Here is a 25,491-nt window from a genome sequence, read left to right as displayed (position 1 = left end):
CCGCCGGGCGCGCGTCTGCCGCTGCACGTTCGTGATGCGAGTGCGGCGACGCTCGCACGGCTCGAACGCCAGGCGCCCGCGCCGGCGAGCGCCTGCGCTTCGGCCTCGGTTTCAGCCACGTACGGCGTACCGTCGGGCCCGAACCATGCCGGGATCTGATGCCCCCACCACAGCTGGCGCGACACGCACCAGGGCTGAATGTTCTCCATCCAGTTGAAGAACGTCTTCTCCCAGGTCTTGGGCACGATATCGATCGCGCCGACGCGCACCGCCTCGATCGCGGGCTGTGCGAGCGTCTTGGCGTCGACATACCATTGGTCGGTCAGCCACGGCTCGATCACCACGCCCGAGCGATCGCCGTACGGCGTCTGGATCGTGCGCGGCTCGGCGTCGTGCTCGACGCCGTCCTTGTCGAGATGCGCGATCAGGAAGCCCTCGGCCTTCAGCTGCGCGACGATGGCCTTGCGCGCCTCCGCGGTCGTCAGCCCGAGCAGCTCGGCGGGGATCAGCCCGTCGGACACCTGCACGACGCGCGCCTTGGCATCGAGCATGTTGAGCATCGCGCCCGCGGCCATCCCTGCCCGCTTGCCGACCTCGAAATCGTTGAAGTCATGCCCCGGCGTGATCTTCACCGCGCCCGATCCGAGCTCGGGATCGGCATGGTCGTCGGCGATGATCGGGATCAGCCGTCCGGTGATCGGCAGCTTCACCTGCTTGCCGATCAACGCGGTGTAGCGCGCGTCCGCGCCGTTCACCGCGACCGCCATGTCGGCGAGCATCGTCTCGGGCCGCGTCGTCGCGACCTCGATGAATCCCGATCCGTCGGCGAGCGGATAGCGCAGGTGCCAGAAGCTGCCCTTGATCTCGCGCGTCTCGACCTCGAGGTCGCTGATCGCGGTGCCGAGGCCCGGATCCCAGTTCACGAGGCGCTTGTCGCGGTAGAGCAGCCCCTGCTTGTGCAGGTCGACGAACACCTTGAGGACGGCCTTCGAAAAGCCCGGGTCCATCGTGAAGCGTTCGTTCGCCCAGTCCATCGAACAGCCCAAGCGGCGGAGCTGCTGCGTGATCTCGCCGCCGCTCTCTTCCTTCCACGCCCAGACCTTGGCGATGAAGTCCTCGCGCGAAAGGTCGGTGCGCTTCTGCGGCGGGGTCATCGCGCCCATCTGGCGCTCGACGACCATCTGCGTCGCGATGCCCGCGTGATCGGTGCCGACCACCCAGAGGGCGTCCTTGCCCTTGAGGCGGGCATGGCGCGTCAGGATATCCTGCAGCGTGTTGTCGAGCGCATGGCCGATATGCAGGCTGCCCGTGACGTTGGGCGGCGGATTGACGATCGTCCAGGGTTCCGCGTTCGGGCGATCGGGGCGGAACTGGCCGCCGGCCTCCCAATGCGCATACCAGCGCGATTCGATGGAGGCGGGGTCGAAGGTTTTGGGAAGCTCGCTCATACCCCGTGCCTTAGCGAGCGTGTCCGGGCTAGACCAGCCTCACGTCCGCGCCCCCGGCTTGTCGAGCACCGCCCGGATGCGGTCGTTCAACTCATTCCGCCGATAGGGTTTGCGGATCAGTTCGAACGACCGGCTGCCCTCGTCGATCGCCTCGTCGGCAAAGCCCGTCGTCAGCAGCACCGCGGTGTGCGGATAGTCGCGCCGCACCGACTGGGCCAGCGTGACGCCGTTCATGCCGCCGGGCATCAGGATATCGGTGAACAGCAGGCGGAATTCGGAGTCCTGACGGAGCGTGTCCAGCGCGGCGCGCGCGCTGTTGACCAGGACGACGTCATAGCCGAGATCCTCGAGGATCGTCCGCCCCAGCTCGCCCACTTCGCGCTGATCCTCGACCATAAGCACGCGCTCGGCACCGCCCGTATGCGGTGCGATCGGCCCCGCGGACTTGCGCTCGACCGCGCCGCTCGCGCGCGGGAAGTAGAGCGAGAATTCGGCACCGCCCCCGCTGAGGTTGCGCACCGTCGCAAGGCCCCCCGACTGCCGGACGAAGCCGTAGACCATCGCGAGGCCCAGCCCGGCACCCTTGCCCATCTCCTTTGTCGTGAAGAAGGGTTCGAAGATCTTGTCGACCGTGCCGGGGTCGATCCCCGGCCCGTTGTCGCGAATGCTCAGCACGACATATTCGCCGGGCTCGAGCCTCGCGACACCGCCATCCTCGGGAAGGACGGCGTTGCGCGTCGTGATCGTGATCTCGCCCGTGCCGTCGAGCGCGTCGCGGGCATTGGCGATGATGTTGAGCAGCGCCATCTCAGCCTGCACCGGATCGACGCGGCAATTCCACAGATCGGCCGCCAGGTCGCGCTTCAGCGTGATCCCGCTGCCGATGCTGCGGTCGAGAATCGGCCGGAAATCGCCCAGCAGCTGGTTGAGGTTCATCAGCCGGTCGCGCAATTCCTGCTTGCGCGCGAAGGCGAGCAGCTGTTGCGTGAGCGTCGCCGCGCGCGAGGCCGAGGTCGAGATCGCATCGACCGCCCGTCGCGCCGATCGATCGCTTGCGTCGATCCGCGCGTCGAGGATGTCGGCATAGCCCTGAATGACCTGCAGCAGATTGTTGAAGTCGTGCGCGATTCCCCCGGTCAGCTTGCCGACGGCCTCCATCCGCTGCGCCTCGTGCAGCGCCTCCTCCGCCTCGCGGCGGCGCGAGATGTCCAGCTGGCTCGCGAAGAAATAGCGCAGCTCGCCGTCATCGCCGAACACGGGCGAGACGTAGAGCGCGTTCCAGAAGGTCGAGCCGTTCTTGCGATAATTGAGCATCTCGACCGAGACTTCCTCACGCTTGGCGATCGCGGCGCGTAATTCGCCAACGACCGTGCGGTCGGTCTCGGGGCCCTGCAGGAAGCGGCAATTATAGCCCAGGATCTCGTCCTGCGAGTAGCCGGTCATGAACGAGAAGGCGTCGTTGCAGAAGATGATCGGGTTGTCGGGCCGATGCGGGTCGGTCACCACCATCGGCATCCGCGTGGTCCGCACCGCCGCAAAGAAGATGTCGCTGCTGGCATCGGCCGGCGCGATATCGCCCCGGACGCCCTGAGCGGCGAGACGGGCGGGGATTTTAGGCTCGGACACACTGTGATCGGACATTTGCCAACAACCATAGCGGAACCGTCACGGTTCCGCTCGTCGTGACATTACAGTCGTTTGGACCAGAACCCGGCGAGCAGTGTCCGATCGTCGCCAGCCGGCCAGGTCCCGATACAGGCCGCAGCGCGAAACGCTGCGGCCTGCCCGGTCAGGGCTGCTGGTTCATGATCTTGGCGATCTCGCGCGCGACCATGTCCTCGACCATGTCGGGCAGGTTCGCGTCGATCCATTCGCGCAGCATAGGGCGCAGCATCTCGCGGACCAGACCCTCGAGCGTGCCGTCGCTGCTTCCCTCGGGCTTGACCATCATCCGCGTCAGCGCCTCGAGCGGCGCACGCGTCGCCGCCGCGGTTTCGCGCGACATGATCGGCTGGGCCGGCTCTTCTGCAGGCTGCGGAGCATGCTGCTGGGGCGCATGCGCGGCCGGCGACGCGACATGCGGCTGGGGCTGGCTCCGCGGCGGCGCCTGACGTGGTTCCGGCGCGGCGTCGACCGAGGTCAGCACCGGCGACTTCGGCGGGCGGGGGGTGCGGTCAACCATCGGCATCGGGTCGCTCAGTTCGAGGATTTCATCGTCGTCGATCGCGTCGTCGTCGTAATCGGCCGCGTAATCGGTGGCCGCCGATGCGGGCATCGCCCGCTGGTGGCGCCGCTGGCGACTGGGCATGCCGTCGCCTTCTTCGGCAATGATGCGTTTGATCGACGAGAGGATTTCCTCCATCGACGGCTCCGCGCTGATATCCCCCATACGGACCATTCCAAACCCCGTCGCCCCACGCGCCCCTATTGGCGGCTCGGCGCATCCTTACCTGTCGTCAATGCCGGGTTCCTGTCAACCGGGCTGTCGAGCAACGGGTCAAGTTCACGGCGTACGGCCGCGTCCTGCGTGGGGGACTGAACCGTACGCGTCGCGACCGGCACCGGCTCGCCATCACCGCCCCAGTCCCAGATCTTCTTGTGGACGCGGTCGTAATTGGCGACTGGATCGTACAGCACGCCGCCGTCGAGCCCGAGATCGCGCGCCTCCGCCTGCCCCATCGCCGCCAGCAGCGCGAAGCCCGCGACATAGGCGTCGCGCCGCGCCGTCACGAGCGTCACCTGGCTGTTGAGCAGCTCCTGCTCGGCGTTGAGAATGTCGAGGATCGTGCGCGTCCCGACGCTATTTTCCGCCCTGACACCCTCGAGGCTCAGCTTGTTCGCGTTGACCGCGGTTTCGGACGACTGGATCACCTGTTCCGACGAACGCCAGACGGCATAGGCCGAGCGTGCCTGCGCGATCACATTGCGCTCGGCGGCGGTCACATTCTCGATCGCGCGGCTTTGAAACGCCTCGGCTTGGCGGACCTGCGCGGCGGGACGACCGCCCTGGAACAGCGGCATCGTCAGCGACAGGCCCGCCTGCACCGCCTTGTTCGCATTGGGAAAGGTGTTGATGCTGCCGTCGGTCGTCGACGCCGATCCGAGATAGTTGGTGTAGCTGGCGCCGCCGGTCGCGCTGATCTGCGGCAGGCGGCTCGCCCGCGCGACACCGACATCGTACCGCGTCGCGTCGCGTTCCTTCGCCGCCGCGATCAGCACGGGATTATTGTCGATCGCCACCGTCACCGCCAGGGCGGGGCTGTCGGGCAGATGCGGGAGGGTCGGCGGCGTATCGAGCGTGCCGGCGGGCGTGCCGACAAAGCGGATATAGTTTTCCCGGCTGGTGATCAGCTGCGCCTCGGCCGACTGGAGCTGCGCCCGCGCAAGCGCAAGCCGCGCCTCGGACTGGGCGACGTCGGTGCGGGTCAGGTCGCCGACCTGGAACCGGTCGCGGCTGGCCTGGAGGTTGATGTCGAGCACGCGAACATTCTGCGTGTTCAGGCCGACGATCGCCTCGTCGCGGATCACGTCCATATAGGCGCCGACGACGTTGGTGAACAGATCGGCCTCGGTACCGCGCAGCGTCGCGCGGCCCGCCTCGACCCGCGTCTTGGCCGCGGCGACCGAGTTGCGCACCTGCCCGCCCTGATAGAGCGGCACGGAGACGTTCGCGCGTGCCACGACCTGACGCGGCAAGGCGATGAAGCTGTTCGCCGCGGTCACGACGAACTCGGTGTAATCGCCGGTCGCATTCGCCGAGGGCAACCCGGAGGCACGCGCGATCGGGACATTCTCGTCGGTCGCGCGCAGCGTCGCGCGCTGCGCCGTGATCGTCGGGTTGGTCGTATAGGCCTTGACCAGCGCCTCGCGGAGCGTCTCCGCATGGACCGGTGCAGCGCTGTATAGCAGCGCAACACCCGAGAGCAGACGGCGGACTTGAGCGGCGCGCGGCATGATGTGCCTCAGAACTTGAAGGGTTTGGGTGTTTCGAAACCCGGCAGCGTCACGCACTCGACATCGACGAACGCCGCCAGTGCAAAGCCGCCATCGGTCTTTCGTCCCGATGCGAGCCGGGTCACGCCGCGATCCGCGATCCCGGCGACGATGCGGCCGCCCGACCGGATCTGCGCCACCAGCGTATCGGGGATCGCCTCGACCGCGCCGTCGATGACGAGCACGTCATAGGGCGCGCCCGCGGCATGGCCCTGCGCCATCGGCCCCTCGACCAATTCGACCGTCGGGGTGGCACCCAGCGCATCGCGCGCGGTGCCAAGCAAGGACGCATCGCTATCGACCGCAACCACCGTGCCGACGATCTCGGCGAGCACCGCAGCGGTGTAGCCCGTCGCGGCACCGATCAGCAGGACCCGGTCCGTGGCGGTCAGATACGCCTCGGTCAGCAACCGCCCGGTCGCCATCGGCAGATTGGCATAGCGACCGCCGCCGAGCGGGATCGGTGCGTCGCGATAGGCGATCGACCGGACATCGTCAGGCACGAACGCCTCGCGCGGCACCCGCGCCATCGCCGCGACGACGCGCTGGTCACTGACCGCGTTGGTGCGCAGCTGGCTGGCCACCATGGCGTGACGCATGACCGCGAAATCGGGACCGCCGTCGGACGTGCCGACAGCCGCACGCGTGCGGGTAGTGGAGTTCGTATCGATGCTGATCGTCGTCATGGCCCATCCTGTCGCACAGCTGTTTTAGTTGCGCAATACACTTGTTCGCTTGCGTCAATCTCTATCGTGCCGCCAGCGTCGCGCCAAGCGACCTGTGGCGAATCGCGCGAGACGGCCCGGCTCGGAACGGCACAGAGGTCGGAATGGCACAGGGGCCGGATGCCGGGACTAGGGCGCCCCGCCCGCCCGTGTGACACCGAAATGCCGCGGGCGGGACGCCGAGGGCGCACGCAGAATGCGGCAACACCTCGCTCAGGCGCCTAGCACGGGCGCGCCCTGATCGGGCATTGGAATTTCCGCCGGGTCGATGACGGGGGTGAGCGTGGAATCGGGGGCGGTATCGATCTTCGTTGCCCGGCGGGTCGGCACCGCGCTGATGATCCGCTCGCTGGTCTCGGCGGGAACCTGCAGCGCCTGCGTCGGCGCGCCGAGCACGGCGGCGCGCGCGCGGACGCTCGCGTCGAGAAACGGCGTGCTCATCGCCATGAACCGCCGCGGCGTCATGCCGAGAAACGTGCCGGCGTCGCGCAGGAAATGCGACACGTCGAAATAGCTCGGGTCGATCGCCGAATAATCGGTGCCGCCGGGCGTCCGGAACACGCGCAGGAACGAGCGCAGGAACCGTGCGCGCCGCAACAGCATCTTGGGGGTGAAGCCGAAATGACGCACCGCCAGCCGCCGCAGCGTGTCCGGGCTGATCGCCAGCTTGGCCGCGACCGCGGCGACGTCATCGCCGCCGTCCTGCCCGATCAGCCGGGTAAGCTGACGGATCGTCGCGGATTCGCGGTGCGGCGGCCCGAGCAGATCACACAGGATGGCATCGAGGATCGGCGCGACCTGGTCGTCGCGCTCGGCCGCCCGCAGTGCGGTCGTCAGACGCTGGGTCGCGACCGGCCCGAGCGCGTCGGCAAGCGGCACGATCCGGTCGCGATACTCCGCCGCCGACCGGGTGAACAACCGGCTCCAGGCCAGCGCGCTGACCCCGAACCCGATCATGATGCCGCCATTGGTCGTCGCCTTCAGCGCGGTGCCCGTCGGGCCGTACAGCGTCGCTGCCGGCAGGGGCCCGAAGGTCCGCCGGCCGATCGCCACGCTGATCGGCCCCGCCTCGAACGCGAACCGGACATTGGCCGTCCCCGGCAGGAAGCGGTTGACCTGGTCGATGCTGGCCGGACCGGTCGCGCGATAGACATGATAGCCGGTGATGAGGTCGGTGAGCGCGTCGCAGGGCTGGTCATATCGGATCGCCATGCCCGCGGGCATCGCGAAGACATCGGGCGCCAGCCCTGCGCGGTTCGTTCCCCCGGACACCTGCATCACGTCCAAAAGATACTCCATATGAAGCCAGGGATTGGACCGTATCGTGCCCAATCCATCGCCGGCGTGCAAGCCGTCCCCCACCCCGGCACCGCACCGCCGTGGCACACCCCGCGACTATTTTAGCCCACAAACGCGATCGCCCGGTTGACCCGCCGCACAAAAGCCCGCATTTGCGCGCTCCGCATCGAGGCCCGATGGCGGAGTGGTGACGTAGAGGACTGCAAATCCTCGCCAAACCGGCATAAAACTGCGATAGTTCGCACTTTCTCGCCGCTTTCTAGCTCACCTGAAATCAAGGACTTACAAGCCAACTGCGAACTATTTCGTGGTGAAGATACTTGCGCCTGCGGTTCTGGATTGATGCGCCCCGGACCCCGGCTGGTCGATTTGTCGGTTTCGACTTCCATCCATAAGCCTGCGTTCTTACCCGGACCCGACGTGGAAGTGGAAGTACAGCAGGTTCCGCGTGGAACCACGTTTGGAACCACGAAATCGGCTGTTTTCCGGTACTTTGGAAGGGGTGGAATAGGTTTTCGCGGTCCCCTCGTACACATGCGCGCCAGCGCGTGTGCGCACGAGATTACCCCTGATTATCCTTCCACTACTTCCAAAATCACATCTCTCAATAACTACTTCACCAAGAAACGGCTGATTCATGCCGTTTTTTGCCGTGCTTTGGCCTGTTGAAATGGAAGGTGCACTAATGACTCACGATTTCCGGCTGGAAGGGCGACCCCTTCCACTCACGCTCGCTACTTCATTTGAGCGCTTCTATCGCTCGTCCGTTCGTCACATCGGCGGCTCGCGCATCCGGGCTCGCGAGCTACGGGAGGCCTATCTCACATGGGCCACGCTGAACGGAGAGCCGACGTTGACGTTCAGCGCGATTCGTCAACAGATGGAGCTTGCCGGTCATCGCCGCATCCAAAGTAACGGCGTTCACTATGGCGATGCCGGGTTTGCCACATCGTATCCCGACATTGCGGACAACCTGCCAAACCCGTTCCGGGGATCGGCGCAAGCAGCGCCAACGAGTTCGAGCCAACTTCTGAGCAAGCTTGATGCTGTCCTCGCAGCGTTGCTCGACCTTCGCCACGCCATCGTTGCCGATGGCGACCGGGCAAGCCCAGCAGAGGCAGCCCAACGTGTCCTCGGGTTGTTCGACCGGTGAGTAGGCGGGGGGGGGGGCAAAACCTCACAGGGGCTTCGCCCCCTAGACCGCTATCGTTCTCACGCAGGGATTTTTTCTACGTTGGGCAGTTTTCAGTATGGCGGTTCGTCGTGGGATCGCCGTCGCGCATCGCCAGCCCATCTGATGCTTTGCAATCCTCCACGGGCGCTATCGCTGCCCGTAGACCAGCTATGTCGTCTTACGGCGCTACTGTTGATCGACGGCACGTCGCCGCGATGGAGCCCACCGCCGCCTCCATTAATTTTTCTCACGCCAAGTGCGGCCGATGAACGTCGGTACACTCGCGGACCTCGGTCAGATCGCAGGCATGCCGAGCGTCCCGTCGATCGCGCGGTTCATTGCGGCGCGCGATGACTTCCCGGTGATTCAGCACGGCCGGTACGGCAAGCCGTTCGTCCTCGACCTCGACGCCGCTGCGGCCTTCGTCCGGGAGCATTGGCGCGACGGTCGGAACGAGCGCACGGTACGCCGGATTGCCGCTATGCAGGAGGCCGCTGCCGCGGATCCGCAGCACCCTCTGCCGGGGCTGTTCGACCACAACGCGCAGGACGCATCCGCAGGGTGATCGATGCCGCTTGCCTCGATGCGCCTGGCGTCCGCCCAACAGTGACGATCTTGGCCGCAGTGCTTCGCTGCGTCTGCTCGTACCGGCCTCCTCGCCGCGGTCGGCGTCAGTCATCGAAGCACATCGTTACCTAAAGCTGCAGAATCCGATCCGGCAAGGCAGAGCCGCTTCAAACACCCACCGTTTGCAGCAATCCACGAGCCGCAGGTTTCAAAAAAGCTTGCGCAGACCGAGTCGGACGGAGCGACCTAACGGATCGATGTACGCGGCTTGGAAACGGTTTGGGACGCGGCCAAGCCGATCGCGCACGTTGATCCGGTCATTCAGCACGTTCTCGACGGTGAACTGCAGCATCATGGCTTTTGCCCAGGGACGTTTGACGATCTGCTCGACCTTGAGAGATGCGTAGGGCACGAGCCACGTCCGCCCCGAAAAGCGAAGGTCCGACGCCCCTAGGTCGCTGCGGATTCGGGTCGGCCCTTGCAATCGGCCGTACAGCCCAATGTTCGCAGCCCCGAGCGATCCGCTCAGGTTCAGTTCGGTTTCCCAGCGGGGCCGCCCGCCGGTGCCGGTCAGCGTTTCGCCATCCAGCAAGTCGAGCGCCGGTAAATCGCTGCGCAACGACAGGCGATCGTCGAGCCGCCACGTCGTGGTCATCGACACATAGATTTGCGGCCTGGGCTTGGGCGCGGCTGGCGGCGGGCTGTCCTTCGCGGCGGTCCCGGCGGGCGGCGTCGGCGGCCGGGGGGTACGACCGATCGGCGTCGACAGGCTGAGCGTGACCTGCATCTTCTTTTCGCGTTCGCGGGCGATATTGACCGGCCTCAGGTCGGCACTGACGAGTTGGCCTGCCGCGTTGCGCTGAAACGCGTCGGCAAACGCGCTCTGGAATGCGGCGGTGGCGCTGCCCAACGTCGCCGTCTGATTGCCGATACGCGTTTCGAGATAATTGGCGGTAAGCCGTAGATCCTTTGCCTTGATCGGCGATACGGCCACGCCCAGCGTAACGATCCGTCGGCGTTCCGGGGCCAAGGTAGTGTTGCCACCGGCAATCGTCGTGACGAGCACGCTGGTGCCGGTGGTGAAGTCGAAAAATGGCGTGTTCGGGGTGGTAACCGTCGGATTGGTCAACAGCGCGATCGCCGGCGGGGTCTGCGCGTCGTTTACCGACGCGATCAGCTGGATCGGTCGCACCGGCGACCATGTCAGGCCATAGTTGGAACTCACCAACCGACCGTAATCGGACACGTCCGAGACCCCGATCATACCGTTGACCGACAACTGCCCGAGGAACGCGAGCACGTCCTGATTGGCGGAGGCAATCGGAAGATCCGCATTGACGCTTGCCCCCTTCGTCGTGCGCGTGAGGTCCAGCGTCGACTGTTGCAAACCCGGTAGGCTGCCCGAACTACTCGATCGTGCGTAATCGCCCGACAGCGTGATCTGCGCGTCGCCGCCCGGCAGCTTGACCAGCGGACCGTTCGCGACCGCCTTCGTCAGCAACGTGCCGGTCACGGTCCGGCTTCGATAGTCCTGACGCAGCGCGGATGCTTCGGGGCTCGGCATCGCCAGCGGATCGCCGCCCGCATCGATCGAGGCCTGGAAGTCGTCGATCGGGACGCCCTGTTGCGAACGCGCCAGCCCCTGCACTCGGTCGTAGCTGGTCGTGACGTTCCATCCCCAACGCCGCATACTGCCTTGCACCAAGCCCGAACCGTGCAGGGTCAGGCTCGTGTTCCGCTGCCGGAGCACCGCGTCGGGCAGATAGCGGTACAGCAGGACATCACTGGCAAAGGGCAGCACGCCAATCCCCCCCGGTACGCTCAGCCGCGCGGGCGCCAGACCATTAAGGCCAGTATTCTGCTGCGCTTCCATCGACAGGTTGAGAGACCCACTCATCGACTTGCCGATCGGCGCGGCGACGGTACCGTCGACGGAGATTCGGTCGCTGCGCTGCTGGAGCGAGCGATAGCGCCCGACATCGGTAACTGCAGGCGCACCGGCACCGGAGACGTAGCCTGCCAGCGTCCGCCGACTTGCCGGATCGTTCGGCACTGCGGCGATCGTAACTGGATTACCGACCAGGGCGTCCAGTGCGGGATCGATGCTACCCCCGCCTACCCCCGCAATATTGCCGCCAAGCGCATACAGCGTGTCCGGATCGGGCACGATCGCCCGTTCGCTTTGCAGGATCGGGTTGAGCCGCAGATGCGACATGGTCAGTGTTGCGCGGCGCGGGCCGTCGATACGGGCAGCGGTTACCTCGACATAGTTCGTCGCGCCCCCACCCTCCGTCGTGGTGCCGGTGGCCTGCTGATACTTGACGGCGCGAAACGTCTTTTTGGTGATGAAGTTCATTACGCGAACAGTGGCGGGGAAACCGAAGCGTGCAGCCTCGGATTCCGGCAAGACCTCGATCTTCTCCATCGCTTCCTGCGGCAGGCTGTAGAGCTCGTTCATGCTCGACATCCGCCGACCGTTAAGCAGATAGACCGGGTCACCGCCGCTCGCCGACGTCGTGAGCGTTTTCAGGCGTTCGAGCAAAGTCTTCAGATCGGTCGCTCCCAGCGCCTGGATCGCCGCCTGATCCAAGGTCGCGGTCGGATCTACCGCTCCAACCGCGCTACCGGCGATCCGTTGAGCCGTGATGACGATGTCGTCCTTGCCGGACGATGGTGCCTCCGGAGGTATCTCCTGAGCCGTTCCCTCCCCGGAACATGCCGCACACCCTGCCAGAATGGCGAGCGCCGTCCGATAAGCAACAACCTGTAACTGGCACCTCGTGGGTAGGAAATCACGAAGTCTGTGGTATTCGATCATCGTGACGGTCTCGCGAATGGGTTGGTCAGAGTGGAGCGAGCCATCGTGTTCGGAATGCGGCGCTTTCGGGAAATGGGAAGGGCATGAGCAGAGTCTGGTTCGTTCTCGATGCGTTAGCCGGCCAGATGGTCCCCTGTTCGCTTTTAATGTCGTCTGATCACAACAATCTGGAAACACGTTTTGGCGGACGCACCACGGCCATGGCCTAGATCGTTATACGGTTTTCGACCGCAGACGCGGTCCTGTCTGGATAGCAGTTGAAAACGAGATTTTCCGCGACGGGGAGCTACTAGAAACGCCATTTGAATGTCACAGCCGCTGCCGGGGTCGTAGCAACGGGGCTCTTTTGCTGAATGACGTGGATGGTCGTCTCGGCGTTTAACGGCCCTTTGAATTCGGCATTGAGGGGCTTGGCAGCAAATCCGCTTACGGCACCCAGCCAGATGTCCATCCCCTTTGGAGCGCACACGATGAGCTCGTCCGACTGCCCTCGGTCCAGGCACGTCGGTTCTCTGGGGCGCACCTTGGCAAGGTCAAAACCAACGACGTTTGGAACGACCGTCGTGGGCCCGGTCTGCAACGCGAGCGCTGCGATGATGAGGACGATGGCCATCCGTGTCTCCCTGTTCCGGCTCGGTTAGTGCCGCAGTGGGCGGCAGGCGGCCCCCGACGATGCTGCATCGAGCGCGGTCCGTATCGCCTGACGGGGGTCCACCACCCGAGCGAGCTCCGGTGCTTCGACCCGGACATGTTCGTGGCCGCTTTGCCATTGCCGACGCCACCAGGCACTCCCGGTGCTCGCATCGATCGTCGGCAACCAGATCCGAGCACGTTGCAGCAAAGCGCTCGGTGCGATCAGTTCCTTGTCCGCGGCGATGGCGTGAGATAGATCCTTTGCCAGTTCAACGTTCTTGGCGTGGCCCATGTCTCCGGTAATTTGCTCGAGCTCCTGGATCAGGTCACGCCTCGCCCTGTCCCATTCGTCCGCAGAGAAGCCCGCCGTACCCAGTCCGCATGTGGTACGTTTTAGGTCGACCAGTGCGGGCTGCCATGCGTCGCCCGTGAAATTGTCCCACAGCATGATAAGCCGGTGGCCTTGCTCGCCATTCTCGATGAACATTCCGACCTTTCCGGACGGACTGCCTGGCTGAGCTCTGCCCAGTCGATTGTTGACCGCACGGATCGCCAGCCTGTCCATGAGCTCTGCGTCCATCTGCGATCTTTTGGGGCCGCGTGACGAAAGTGTCGGCATTGCCACGGTGATCAGCGCCGTCCTGCGCCCCTGCGGCAGAGCCGAGAAACTGATCGGCGCGATGCGATCGTAACGCACGCGCGGAACAGGGACGTGGACGACAGGCGACCCAATGCTTTTCCAACTTCCGAAACGTTGGGTGATAAGAGCCTTCGCGGTGGTCGGATCGACGTTTCCGACGATCACGATCATCATGTTTTCTGGTCGGTACAGGCGGCGGTATAGGGCGCGGATCGTTTCCACGCTCGCTGTCGGTACGTCGTCAGAATTCTGCCCATCGATCACGTCGGTCGGAGATCCAGGTGCTACGTCCGCGATGTAATCGGCGTAGATCACGTTGCCGGGCTTCCTGCCAGCCATCTCGCGCATCACGTCCGCACGCTGGTCGTCCACTGCATCGGACCTGAACGTGAGATCGGTTGCGACCTCGCGGAACAGACGCAGCAATGTGTCTAAGTCGGCCGTCCGCGTCGTCTTGGTCGACACGAAGTAATTGGTCTCGCGCCAGCTCGTCGTACCGGCGGAAGGTGCGGGGAAAGTCAGCGGCAAACCGATCTTCGGCAGATAATGCAGATCGTTCGGCGCGTTTAACGTTGGACTGACGAATACGAGATGCTCGATAAGGTGTGTCAGCCCGCGCTCGCCCGGCCGCTGCTCCTCGATGAAGCCACCTTCGTTTCGCATGAGGAGGCCTATGCCAGGTTCGTCTCCCTGCCTTGGGAGGATCGCATAGCGTACACCGTTCGGAAGACGCCCACTAACTACAGGCGCCCAATCAACTTTCTGTGCAGCGTTCGATTTTACAGCGGTTGTCGCGGTACGATGCCCGTCGCCCGCATGTATGGCGGACCCGCTGGAGGATAGGGCAACGACGCCTAGTCGTAGAAGTCTGCTCGCAAATACTCTAAAGCGCAACTTCCAGCCTCCTACCGATGTCCGGCCTGCCTTCCTTCGCCGGCCCGGAACGAAACTTGGCGGATCATCCAAGGTCTTTAAGGCGACAAGGTGGCAGATCGCGCGAGGCTTCCGGACAGGACTTTGCGTCAGCGGAGATCCATAATCGGCCATTCGCGCCCCTTCGTCACCTCACGACGTCAGACACTCATTCAGGTACTCCAATGTCACTTGATGCAGTTGCGATGTCGGCTAGGCGCTGCACTCGATTTTCGGCAATCCGATCAATGGTAGCCCTTAGATCGCATCGCGCAGTTATAAGATTCGGCGTCGAGACAGGTTAGCCTGCTGCACCGACGTTATGTGATTAGAAGCACTAATCGATCGTCAGCGATAGGCCAGCGGGCTCAACCGGCCTGTTGCCCTTAGCAACGCAGCCTGGGCGACCAACATGTCGGCACGCGCCGCCGCAACTGCGAGTTGCGCCCCGCGGTAACTCTGGTCGGCGACGAGGATATCGATCGTCGTGCGCAGGCCAAATCCGTATTCGGCGCGTACGCCCTTCAGCGCCAGATCGGCAGCCGCGAGGCCCTCAATATTCGCTTGCAACCGGGTCTGCGCGGCGACCAGCGACGCCCATGCCGCGTCGGCGCTGCGTACAGCTTCGCGAAGAGCGGCATCCGCCTCAAACCGTCTGGCGCGATTCATCGCTTCGGCTTGACGGATGTGCGAGGGCACGAGGCCTCCCGTCAGCAACGGCAGTCGAAATGCGAGGCCGGCCAAGGCGGCCGCCTCGTAACCGCGCACGCCGTCGTACGCGATTCGGCCGCCGCGGCCATAGGTTCCGGTGAAATCGAGTGACGGCGCGCGGTCGGCACGGGCCTGGTCGATCCGGGCCGTGGAGGCATCGACGACGTGGCGTTGCTGGAGCAGTGCAGGGTTGCCAGCTTGGGCGGCGTTGCGCGCATCGTCACGGTCAGTCGGCAGGACGGCCGGTGGCGCGATCTCGGCCGACAGGATGCCGGCGTCCTGCCCGACTGCGGCGCGGTAAGCGGCCCCGGCGATCGCCAGCGCGCCCTCGGCATCGGCAAGGTTCGCCACGACGGTAGCGCGTTGCGATTCGAGCTGGGCCACGTCGGTACGCGTCGCCTGCCCCAATCCGAACCGCGCACGCGCCTCGGCCACCTGGTCGTCGAGCCGTTCGATGCCGACCCGTGCCACCTCCACGGCCTGTTGATTGTAGAGCAGATCGGCATAAGCCCCGACGACTCCTTCCAGGATTGCAGCTTCGGTATCGCGGACAGCTTCGGCACCGGCCGCGACGTCGGCGTTCGCGGCACGGATTGCCGATCGTACCCGACCTCCCGTCCAAATAGGCAGCGCCGCGCTCACCGATGCCGATCCTGCACGGCCATAGCCCAGCCGGTCATACCCCGCCCCCGCGTTGGCGGACACGGTCGGGCGACCGAGCGCACGCGCCTGCTCCGGGCTCTCGGCGAGCGCTTTCTGGCGGGCCCGTGCTGCACCGAGTTGCGGGTTGGTCGCATAGGCCGTCGCTATCGCCTCGCGAAGGTTTTCCGCCGAAACCGGTGCAGCAAGGAACGCCACGCCGATCAATGCCAGCCACTTAGTCATGGCGGAGCGCCCAGGCCGGCGTGGCACGGCTAGCGCGGAGCGACTGGCCCAGCACGGTGAGCACTGCGATCCCGAGCGCGAGCAGGCTGGCGCCGACGAAATACAGCGGCGACAACGCGATCCGGTCGTCGAACCCGGCCAGCCACGTCCGCATCGCCACAAAGGCGAGCGGCCATGCGATGACGTTGGCGATCAGCACGGGGCGGAGAAACTGGCCGACCAGGAGCATGACGATATCGGCGGACGACGCGCCGAGCGCCTTCCTGATCCCGATCTCCCGGATCCGCCGCGCGGTGTTGAACGAGGCCAGACCCCACAGCCCGACGCAACCGATCAGCACCGCCAGCGCTGCGCCGATGCCAAAAACCCGCGTGGCGCGGTCGTCGGTCTCGTAAAAGGCGTTCAGGCGGGTATCGGCGGTGTCGGCGGCGAACGGCACCTGCGGCACGGTCCGCTGCCAGACCTTCCTCACCGCGTCGAGCATCGCGCGCGGGTCGCCCGCAAAGCGGATCGATGCAACCGCCGTGCTGGTGCGCTCGGGCTCGCGGTAATAGATATAATAGGCCGCGCTGTTGGGTTCGCGCGGCGAGGAAAAGCGCATGTCGTCGACCACGCCGACAATCGTCCGCGGCCGGTCGCCGCCGACCGTCTTGCCAACCGCGTCCTCGGGCGAGCGGAAGCCCAGCACGGCGACCGCGCGCCGATTGATGACGATGGCCAAGGGTGCTCCCTTGGCGCGCGACAGATCGTCGTCCGCGCGGTGCGCCTCGTCGAAGACCCGCCCCGCCAGAAGACGCGTGCCGTAGACGCGGAAGAACGCCGGCCCGACGATCGACCAGCGGAGCGACGGTCCCGGACCGGCAACGCCCGGCAAGGGTACGTTGTCACTATTGTCTTCGCCGCTGCCGCCGACCGCGGTGTTGCCGACGGCGACACTGGTGACGCCGGAAAGATCGCGGATCGCCGCGATGACCGCGCGACGCTGGGTGATGTCGACGAGGCTGTCGCGCATCGACAGGAGTACCAGCAGCCCCTCGCGCTTGAAACCGAGATTAGACTGACGAACATGGCGGGTCTGCGCGACCAGCACCGTGGTGCCGATCATGAACGCGATCGCCAGCGCGAACTGGAGCACGACCAGCGCCTCGCGCGTGCGGGTTCCGGCGCGGCCGCCGCCTGGTGAACGCGCCGACGCCAGCACCGCCGCCGCGGGAAACCGCGACAGCACCGCCGCCGGATAGAAGCCCGCGACGATCCCCACCACCACCGCGAGCACCGCTAGCACGGGTACGACGAGTGCATAGGGGATGCTCAGCGACAAGCCTCCAGCCGCATTGACCAGCGGCAGTCCGAGCTCGGCGAGAATGAGCCCGGTCAGGCCCGCAACGATCACGGTCAGCACCGCCTCCCCCAGGAACTGCCGGACCAGCGTGGCGCGGTCGGCGCCCAGGACCTTTCGCATTGCCACCTCGCGTGCGCGCAGACCGGCGCGTGCGGTCGCCAGGTTGACGTAATTGACGACCGCGATGATCAGCGTCAGCAGCCCGACCAGCCCAAGCGTCACGACGGTGATCTTGCGGCTGGCGCTCTGCGATCCGGTCGGTTCAAGATGGAGCTGGTCGATCGGCAGGACGGCGATCCGCTGGGTGTCCCACGCGTTCTTGCCGAGATCCGCCAAGCCTCGCCGGTTCACGAACGACGGCATCGTCTGCGAAAACGCGCGCGCTGCGGCCGGCGTATCCAACCGCAGGAACGTCTGGAGCGACGTACTGCCCCAGTGGAACCAGTTTTCCGACGGAGGTGTCCGCGGCAGCGGGATCAGGATCGAGAGCCGCAGGTCGCTGGTCGTTGGCAAATCGCGGAAGACGCCGGCGATCTGGTAACTGGTCTGCGCATCGGTCGCGACCGTCAGCGTCTGGCCGACGGGGTTGGTGGTGCCGAAATATTTGCGCGCGACGCTCTGGCTGATCAGCGCGTTGGTCGGGCTGGCAAGCGCATTGCGGCCGTCACCCCGCGCCATCGGCAGGTCGAATACCCGGAAGAACGCTGCGTCGACCTGCGCGACATCCTCGGCCGTCGCGACACCGCCGCGGACCACCGATCCTCCGTTCTCGCCGCCGCGGATACGCGTGCCGACGATACCGGGAAAATCCTCGCGCAGCTGGTCCAGCAGACCGCCCATCGTGTTCGGATAGGCGCCGTTCACGGGGCTTCCGGGCAGGTTCCACACCGTCTGCACGACATAGATGCCGTCGTGGCGCGGCAGCCACTTTTCGAAGCTCGTCTCGAACCGGACATACAGCCCAAGGACAAGAAAGACGGCGATCCCCACCGCCAGCCCGCCGATGTTGAGCGCGGCGTAGAGCCGGTGGCGGGTCAGCGACCGGTACAGCGAGAGCAGGGCGAAACGGTTCATTGCGCGTGATCCGAACGAGAGGAGGTGACGGGATCAGTCATGACGCAGCGCCCAAGCCGGCGCGGCACGACTGGCGCGGAGCGACTGGCCGACGATGGTGAACAGCGCGATTGCGAGCGCGAGCAGGCTCGCACCGACGAAGTAGAGCGGCGACAGCGCGATGCGGTCGTCGAACCCGGCCAGCCAGGTCCGCATTGCGACGAAGGCGAGCGGCCAGGCGACCAGATTGGCGATCAGCACGGGGCGGAGGAACTGGCCGACCAGCAGCCGGACGATGTCGGCGGACGATGCGCCGAGCGTCTTCCTGATGCCGATCTCGCGAATCCGCCGCGTCGTGGTGAACGAGGCCAGGCCCCATAGCCCGACACAGGCGATCAGCACCGCCAACCCCGCGCCGATGCCGAATAGCCGCGCGGCATGATCGTCGGCTTCGTAGAAGGGCGCGAGCCGCTGTTCGGCAGTCTCGACCGACAGCGGAACCTCGGGCGCGAGCCGCCGCCATGTCGCGCGCACCGCGTCGATGACGGCCTTGCGGTCGCCCGCATAGCGGATCGCCGCCACCGGAGTCGGCGGCATATCGCGATAATAGACGTAATATGTCGCCTGGTTCGGCGCGCGTGGCGCGTAGAAGCGGAGCTGGTCGATCACGCCGATGATCGTGCGCGGCATGCCGCCGCCGACCGTCTTGCCGATCGCTTCGGTCGGCGAGCGGAAGCCGAGCGCCGCCGCGGCCTTGCGGTTGATGACGATATTGCGCCCCTTCGGCCATGCCATCCAGTCGCTCGAATCGTCCGCGCTATGAGCATCGTCGAACAGACGTCCGGCCAGCAGCGTGACGCCGTAGGTGCGGAAAAAGTCCTTCCCCGTCGTGATCGTGCCGACCGAAAGGCCCGGGAGTGGGCGTCCCGGCCTTTCGATCACATCGACATTGGCGCTACCGTCGCCGCCGGGTCCGGTACCGCCAACGCCGACCGACACGACACCGGGCACGGTGCGTAACGCTGCGAGGATCGCGGTCGCGCGTGCCGGCCAGATCGCCTTGTCCAGCAACGAGGGGACGGTCAGCAGTCCCTCGCGCCTAAACCCGAGATCGGCCGTGCGGACATGCGTGGTCTGCGCGGCGAGGATCATTGTGCCGGTGACGAACGCGATCGCGAGACCGAACTGGAACACCACCAGCGCCTCGCGCAGATGCGTTCCCGCGCGCCCGCCGCCCGGCGCGCGCGCCGACGCGAGTACCGCCGCGGCGGGATAGCGCGACAACAGCAACGCCGGATAGAAGCCGGCGAGCAGACCGACAACCAGCACGACCAATGCCAGCGACGGCGCGACCACCACATAGGGAATCGTGAGCGCCAGCCCCGCCGCCGCGTTGACGAACGGCAGCCCAAGCTCGGCGAGGATCAGGCCGAGCAAAGCGGCGAGCGCGGCGGTGGCAATCGCCTCGCCGAGGAACTGGCAGATCAGCGCGGCCCGGTCCGCGCCGAGCACTTTGCGCATCGCCACTTCTCGCGCGCGCAGGCTGGCCCGCGCGGTGGCGAGGTTCACATAGTTCACGATCGCGATCAGCAGCGTCAGCAGCCCGACGATGCCGAGCGTCGCGACCGTCATCTTGCGTCCCCCGCTCTCCTCGCCAACCGGTCGCAGATGCGCGGCGGCGATTGGGACCAGCGGCAGCGAGAAGATATCGGTCGGTGCCGGCCCGAGATCCTGACCCGCATGGCGTTTGATGAAAGCCGGCAACGCCTGCTGAAACCGCTGCGCCGCACCGGGCGTCTCGAAACGCAGATAGGTCCAGAGCGACGCGGTGCCCCATTTATACCACGCCCACTCGGCAGGCGGCGGTGTGCGCGGGATCGGCAGCAGGATCGAGAAGTGGAGGTCGCTGTTGGCCGGCAGATCCTCGAACACGCCCGCGACGCGGTAATTGGCGGGCGCATCGACCGCGATCCGGATCGTCTGCCCGACCGGATCGGTGGTGCCGAAGAATTTTAGCGCGGCAGAGCGGCTGACCAAAGCGGCGGCCGGATCGGCCAGCGCGCGCGCGCCCTCGCCGCGCACCATTGGCAGGTCGAACACGTCGAAGAACGCCGCATCGACCTGCGCGACATCCTCCTTGGTGGCGTCATCGCCGCGCAACACGGTGCCGCCGCCCTTGCCGCCGCGGATACGCGTGCCGACGAGGCCCGGAAAATCATCGCGCATCTGCTCGAGCATCCCGGACATCGTTCCCGGATAGGCGCCGTTGAACGCATTGCCCGGCAGATGCAGCGCGCTTTGCACGACATAGATGCCCCGGTGTCGCGGCAACCACGTCTCGAAGCTCGTCTCGAACCGGACATACAGGCTCAGAACTAGGAACACGGCGATGCCAACCGCGAGCCCACCGATGTTCAGCGCGGCATGCAGCTTGTGACGCGTGAGCGACCGGTAGAGCGAGAGCAGGGCGAAACGGTTCATCGCGCGCTTGGCCTTTCGGGCGAGGGGATGGCTCAGACCGCGCGCGCGGCGGACGCGACGATGCGGCCGTCAAGCATGTCGATGCGGCGCTTCGCCATGTCGGCGTGGCTGGGAGAGTGCGTGACCATCACGATCGTCGCGCCCTCGTCATTCAGTCCGGCGAGGATATTCATCACCTGCTCGCCATTGGCGGTGTCGAGGTTGCCGGTCGGCTCGTCGGCGAGGATCAGCTTGGGCGCCCCAACGATCGCGCGGGCGATCGCGGCGCGTTGCTGCTGCCCGCCCGACAGTTGGTGTGGATAATGCCGTCCACGGTGGGCGATGCCGACCTTGTCCATCGCAGCGGCGACCCGCGCCCGCCGGTCTCCGATCCCCTTGCCGGCCCCGCTCTTCTTGCCACCATCATCCTTGCGATAGGCCAGCCCGAGCGCGACGTTCTCCTCGATCGTCAGTTCGTCGATTAGGTTGAAGCTCTGAAACACGAAACCGAGCGTGGCGCCGCGGAACTGCGCCAGTGCCTTCTCGTCGAGTGCGGCAAGATCGCGATCGTCGAACAGATACTTGCCCCCGGTCGGATGATCGACGGTGCCGAGCATATTGAGCAGAGTCGACTTGCCACACCCCGACGGGCCCATGATCGCCACGAACTCGCCCGCCTCGACGTGCAGGTCGATATCGGCGAGCGCGGTCGTCTCGACCTCGTCGGAGACGTAGCGGCGCTGGATATTCTGGAGATGGATCACGTGAAGCCTTTCGGAAGATGGGTCTAGTGGAGGTTGAGGATGTCGCCCCTCACGGTCGCGGTACCGGAGGTGACGATGCGATCGCCGGTGGCCACGCCGGACAGGATCTCGACCTGCTCGGGATTGCGCCGACCGGTCTTGACCGCTTGGCGGCGGGCGTGACGGCTGTCGGCGTCGAGCACGAAGACAGACGCGCCGCCGCCCGATTCCAGCCAGCCGCCGACCGGCGCGACGAGTGCGGGGGCGGTGCTGCCCAGCGTGATCCGGCTGTCGAGCGTCTGGCCGCGGTTGAGTCCGGCCGGCGGGGCTGAGACGAACGTCAGTTCGACGCGGAAACGCCCGTCCTTCACCGCCGGCAACACCCTCGACACGCGCAGCCGTGCGTCACCAGCCGTCGCCGCCTGCCCCACCGCGACGCGCCCGAGATAGTATTCGTCGACGTCCGCTTCGAGCTTCCACGAGCCTTCGCTGTCGACCTGCCCCGCAGGGTCACCAGCCTTGAGCGTCTGGCCCGGCTGGATTGTGAAGTTGGTCAATCGCCCACCCGCCGGCGCGCGGATCACAAGCGCGTCGAGCCCGGCGCGCACCGCCGACAGGTTGCTCTCCAGCCGCCCGCGCGTATCATCCAGCCGCCGCCCTTGCGTGGCGGTGATGCGTGCCTCCGCCGCACCGCCCGCTTGCAACTGCGCGAGGCGCTTTTCTTGGTACGCCGCCTCCTCGGCGAAGCTCCGCACCCCCGCATCGGACACAAAGCCCTTGTCATGAAGCTGCTGGCGAATGCCCAGTTCGCGATGCGCCTTGATCAGGTCGTAGTTCGCCTGTGCGATCTGGCCGGCGCGATCGAGGCGGTTACGCTCGATTCCCAGATTCTCACCTGCGACACTGCCGAGCTGGCTCGCGATCTGCGCCTCGCGCGTCAGCACGTCGAGCTTCAGCGTCGGGTTAGCGAGCGTCGCGAGCAGCTGGCCTTCGACGACAATCGTACCGTCCTGTACGAGCAGTTTTTCGACCTGTCCGCCCGACAACACGCCGACCAGCGTGGTGACGCGCGGCGCGACAGTGGCACGCACCGGCAAATAGTCGGCGAATGGTGCACGCGCGACGATGCCCGTCTCGACGTCGGCCGCAGCCATGTCGGTCGATCCGCTGGCCGGCAGGAACCGCCACACCAAGCCCGCAGCTACGATCAGCGCCACCGCGATCAGCACGCGCGGGTTGCGCCACCAAGGCGTCGCATGCCGGTCGACCCGGCGGTCCATTGCCGCGCCCGCGGATGGGCTGGCAGAAGCAGTTGCGTGTGCGGGCTGTTCGGGCATCATGGTTCCAGTGTCGCCGATCACCGCCCGAAAGACTAAATCGTTATGAATCAGCCGCTTAACACGATTACCCCACCGGGCGGCCGTTCGAAAATGGACGCACCGTCCACCAATGGACGGTCCGAGGCCATGTCAACTGCCGCCACCATCCTGCTGGTCGACGACAATCAGGCGGTGGCTCGGGCGATGGAGATCGTATTCCGCATGGCAGGACACCGGCTGGATGTCGCGGCCACGCCGGAAGACGCCTTCTCTCGGCTCGCGGCGTGCTGCTACAATGCCATCCTGCTGGACATGAATTTTAGCGCGGGTGAATCGAGCGGCAGCGAAGGAATGGCCTGCCTCGCTCGCATCATGTCCGACGATCCGAACGCCCGCGTCGTGATCATCACCGCCCATAGCGGCATACGGATCGCGGTGGCGGCGATGCAGGCCGGTGCAAGCGATTTCATGATGAAGCCGTGGCGCAACGCAGAGCTTATCGCCAAGGTCGAAGGCGCCATCGCGCGTGGCCCAACCGTCGGCACGGTGCCGCCCCGATATGCCGAAAGTGAGCCGGCGCGGCTGCTCGGCGAAAGCACGGCGATGCACCGGTTGCGCGACCTCATCCGCCGAATCGCGCCAAGTCCAGCGGGCGTCACCATCACCGGCCTCCCGGGCAGCGGCCGCACGCTGACCGCGCTCGCGATCCACGCGGCGTCGCCGCACGCCGACACGGCGCCGATACGGATCGACCTGCGCGATGCGGCGGCATGGGCTCGGCTCGACGATGCCCAGGACACCATGATCCTGCGCCATCCTGATGAGCTCGACGCGATCGCCCAGTCGCGCTTGCTTGACCGCCTCCCGCCCGGCCTGCGCTGCATCGCGATTGCCAGGACCGTAGCGCCCCTGACACCGGCGCTGCGTCGGCGACTTTGCACCATTGAAGTCCCCGTCCCCCCCCTAACCACCCGCGACGACGATGCCGTCCTGCTCGCGCGGCATTTCGCCCGTGTTGCTGCGGACCGGTTCGGTCAGCCAGAGCCGACGTTGAGCGAAGCAGCCGTGGCAGCGATCCGCGCGACCGTGTGGCCCGACGATGTGCGCGGGCTGGCACTTACCGTCGAGCGCGCCGTGCTTCTGTCTGATGGCGGCATCATCGACGCAGCGATACTCACCTCTCCAACGGCCGATGCGCCGATCGCGGCCGGCGTATCCGACACAGCGTTCGATCTAACCGATGCCGAACGGACGCTGATCGAGGCGGCCCTGCGCGAGCATCGCCACAACGTTACCCATGCTGCCACCGCGCTCGGGCTGAGCCGAGGCGCGCTGTATCGTCGCATGGCGCGCTATGGGCTTTAGACTGCCTGCGAGCAGAAGCCTTTGCGCGATCCTCGCAAGCATCGGTCTCGTCGCGTCTGGAATCGCCGGAGCGACGGCATGGCGGATCGGCCTGTGGGGCCTGCTGACAGGCTCAACGCTGATCGCCGCGTGGCTGGGGACGCTCGTCTGGTGGGCAATAATGCGTCCGCGGGCCGCTCCTCAACCATCGACCTCAACCGAAGCGGACGCCGACGCTTTAATCTTGCGCGTCCTGCTCGACGCCGCGCCGACTCCTCTGCTCGCCATTGAGGGCAACGCAGCTCGGGCTCTCAACCGTGCCGCCCGCACGCTGTTCGCGACCGACGACCGCATTCTCCCAATCCCTGCGGCACTCTACCAGCCGGGTGTGAGCCATCTGAGCCACGAAGGCCGACGTTGGCGGATCGACCGCGTCACCGTCTCGGACCACCGCGCGGTCGCCGCATTGATCGATATCGAACAGGAGGAGCGCGTGGCCGAAGCGCGAGCGACCACCGAAATGATCCAAGTGCTGGGGCACGAATTGCTCAACGGCCTGACGCCGATCGCCTCGCTTGCCGAAAGTGGGGTGACGGCCGTTGACCGACCGGGCGTCGATCTCGACCTCCTGCGTGAGATTCTCGGCACGCTGGCCCGTCGTGCCGAGGGATTGCAGCGCTTCACCGAAGCCTATCGTGCGCTAGCCCGCCTGCCCGGCCCTATAATGAGATCAACGAACCTTCGCGAGATAGCGGACGATCTCGCGCGGCTAAGCGTCGGACGCTGGCCGGATATTACGCTTTCGGTTGAAGTTGACGACGGCCTCACATGGTCGTTAGACCGCGATCAGATCGATCAGGCGCTTTGGGCTCTACTACAGAATGCGGCAGAAGCGGCGCGATCGAGCGAAGCGCGGGTCAACCTGTCGATAAACCATGTCAAAGCCCAGCTCGTTATCGATGTCATGGACAATGGCGCAGGTATCGCCCCGTCTAATTCCACGCTAGTCTTCCGACCATTTCATACGACGAAGCCAGGCGGTAATGGCATCGGCCTCAGTCTTGCGCGACAAATTGCGCTAGCTCATGGCGGGAGCCTCACGCTCGTGAACGGCCCCGGCACCATATTTCGCATGACCCTGCCGCGAGCTTAGCGTTTCGAACAACATGTACCACCAGCACATTGCGCAACAGATCTGACCCAGCTCTGGACGTTCAGCGCGCCTTGGCTGCTTGCCGAAACCGGACTTTTGTTCAGGTCCCATGATTGCCCGGTATGGTCGCCAGCCTCACTGTCGTTCGGAGTAACTTCGTCGGCAGAAGAGATCGGCATCATGACCGACTTGCTGCACTGGTTCTGCACATTTTCTCCCTCAGGACTCCCGATAGCCGCGATCATCCTTCCATACCGTCCGCTTAGATCAAC

18 protein-coding genes are annotated in these 25,491 nt (G+C 65.7%); 4 read left to right on the top strand and 14 right to left on the bottom strand.

Annotation, left to right across the window (positions count from 1 at the left end; translation table 11 throughout):
* From sphst_RS19785 to sphst_RS19760, 6 genes are all read right to left on the bottom strand, one after another.
* The coding region (locus sphst_RS19785) for a class I tRNA ligase family protein (RefSeq protein ID WP_159043719.1) at window positions 1-1,448 on the bottom strand (1,448 nt) is incomplete at its 3' end.
* A gap of 39 nt (window positions 1,449-1,487) precedes the next feature.
* Window positions 1,488-3,089 (bottom strand): histidine kinase famiy protein, encoded by a 1,602-nt coding sequence (locus sphst_RS19780; protein WP_081877761.1) that lies wholly within the window; start codon window positions 3,087-3,089, stop codon window positions 1,488-1,490.
* 148 nt (window positions 3,090-3,237) lie between these two features.
* Window positions 3,238-3,837, bottom strand: a complete 600-nt coding sequence (locus sphst_RS19775) for a DUF2497 domain-containing protein (RefSeq protein WP_199849033.1) — start codon at window positions 3,835-3,837, stop codon at window positions 3,238-3,240.
* Between the two features lie 35 nt (window positions 3,838-3,872).
* On the bottom strand, window positions 3,873-5,402 hold the full coding sequence (locus tag sphst_RS19770; protein ID WP_031441331.1) for a TolC family outer membrane protein: 1,530 nt from the start codon (window positions 5,400-5,402) through the stop codon (window positions 3,873-3,875).
* A gap of 8 nt (window positions 5,403-5,410) precedes the next feature.
* Window positions 5,411-6,040 carry a protein-L-isoaspartate O-methyltransferase family protein gene (locus sphst_RS19765; RefSeq protein WP_107046053.1) on the bottom strand — a complete coding sequence of 210 codons (630 nt, stop codon included), beginning with the start codon at window positions 6,038-6,040 and terminating at the stop codon, window positions 5,411-5,413.
* Window positions 6,041-6,379: 339 nt separating this feature from the next.
* Window positions 6,380-7,453 carry a helix-turn-helix domain-containing protein gene (locus tag sphst_RS19760; protein ID WP_159043718.1) on the bottom strand — a complete coding sequence of 358 codons (1,074 nt, stop codon included), beginning with the start codon at window positions 7,451-7,453 and terminating at the stop codon, window positions 6,380-6,382.
* A gap of 649 nt (window positions 7,454-8,102) precedes the next feature.
* Between sphst_RS19760 and sphst_RS19755 the strand changes: the two genes are divergently transcribed.
* Window positions 8,103-8,618, top strand: coding sequence for a hypothetical protein (locus sphst_RS19755; protein ID WP_107046044.1), 516 nt, complete (start codon window positions 8,103-8,105; stop codon window positions 8,616-8,618).
* A 286-nt stretch (window positions 8,619-8,904) separates the two neighbouring features.
* Window positions 8,905-9,204, top strand: coding sequence for a hypothetical protein (locus tag sphst_RS19750; protein ID WP_031394600.1), 300 nt, complete (start codon window positions 8,905-8,907; stop codon window positions 9,202-9,204).
* Between the two features lie 210 nt (window positions 9,205-9,414).
* On the opposite strand, the gene sphst_RS19745 is transcribed toward sphst_RS19750, so the two are convergent.
* The 8 genes from sphst_RS19745 to sphst_RS19710 all read right to left on the bottom strand — a co-directional run bounded on the left by sphst_RS19745 (window position 9,415) and on the right by sphst_RS19710 (window position 22,683).
* Entirely contained in the window at window positions 9,415-12,024 is a 2,610-nt protein-coding gene (locus tag sphst_RS19745) for a TonB-dependent receptor (RefSeq protein ID WP_234387769.1), read from the bottom strand.
* A 289-nt stretch (window positions 12,025-12,313) separates the two neighbouring features.
* A complete protein-coding gene (locus sphst_RS19740) occupies window positions 12,314-12,637 on the bottom strand; it encodes a hypothetical protein (RefSeq protein ID WP_031394913.1) in 324 nt (107 codons plus the stop codon).
* Window positions 12,638-12,661: 24 nt separating this feature from the next.
* The gene (locus sphst_RS19735) at window positions 12,662-13,960 is read right to left on the bottom strand and encodes a M16 family metallopeptidase (protein WP_031394912.1); all 1,299 of its coding nucleotides are present in this window, start codon (window positions 13,958-13,960) and stop codon (window positions 12,662-12,664) included.
* A 597-nt stretch (window positions 13,961-14,557) separates the two neighbouring features.
* On the bottom strand, window positions 14,558-15,805 hold the full coding sequence (locus sphst_RS19730; protein ID WP_031394911.1) for a TolC family outer membrane protein: 1,248 nt from the start codon (window positions 15,803-15,805) through the stop codon (window positions 14,558-14,560).
* A complete protein-coding gene (locus tag sphst_RS19725; protein WP_107046043.1) occupies window positions 15,798-18,221 on the bottom strand; it encodes an ABC transporter permease in 2,424 nt (807 codons plus the stop codon). Before sphst_RS19725 ends, sphst_RS19730 begins: the two co-directional genes overlap by 8 nt.
* Window positions 18,222-18,254: 33 nt before the next feature.
* Window positions 18,255-20,681, bottom strand: a complete 2,427-nt coding sequence (locus sphst_RS19720) for an ABC transporter permease (protein ID WP_031394909.1) — start codon at window positions 20,679-20,681, stop codon at window positions 18,255-18,257.
* Window positions 20,682-20,713: 32 nt separating this feature from the next.
* Window positions 20,714-21,424 carry an ABC transporter ATP-binding protein gene (locus tag sphst_RS19715; protein ID WP_107046042.1) on the bottom strand — a complete coding sequence of 237 codons (711 nt, stop codon included), beginning with the start codon at window positions 21,422-21,424 and terminating at the stop codon, window positions 20,714-20,716.
* A 23-nt stretch (window positions 21,425-21,447) separates the two neighbouring features.
* Window positions 21,448-22,683: an efflux RND transporter periplasmic adaptor subunit gene (locus sphst_RS19710; protein WP_031394907.1), complete on the bottom strand. Its 1,236-nt coding sequence runs from the start codon at window positions 22,681-22,683 to the stop codon at window positions 21,448-21,450.
* A 102-nt stretch (window positions 22,684-22,785) separates the two neighbouring features.
* On the opposite strand from sphst_RS19710, the gene sphst_RS19705 reads away from it, so the two are divergent.
* A complete protein-coding gene (locus sphst_RS19705; protein WP_234387768.1) occupies window positions 22,786-24,087 on the top strand; it encodes a sigma-54-dependent transcriptional regulator in 1,302 nt (433 codons plus the stop codon).
* Window positions 24,077-25,219: a sensor histidine kinase gene (locus sphst_RS19700; protein ID WP_051916464.1), complete on the top strand. Its 1,143-nt coding sequence runs from the start codon at window positions 24,077-24,079 to the stop codon at window positions 25,217-25,219. Before sphst_RS19705 ends, sphst_RS19700 begins: the two co-directional genes overlap by 11 nt.
* The last annotated feature ends 272 nt before the right edge of the window (window positions 25,220-25,491 follow it).

The sequence above is a fragment of the Sphingomonas sp. STIS6.2 genome, from assembly GCF_000732685.2.
In the GTDB taxonomy this organism is placed as follows: domain Bacteria; phylum Pseudomonadota; class Alphaproteobacteria; order Sphingomonadales; family Sphingomonadaceae; genus Sphingomonas; species Sphingomonas aerolata.
Note: the sequence above shows the minus strand (reverse complement) of the source record. Positions and strands in the feature narration are given on the sequence as shown.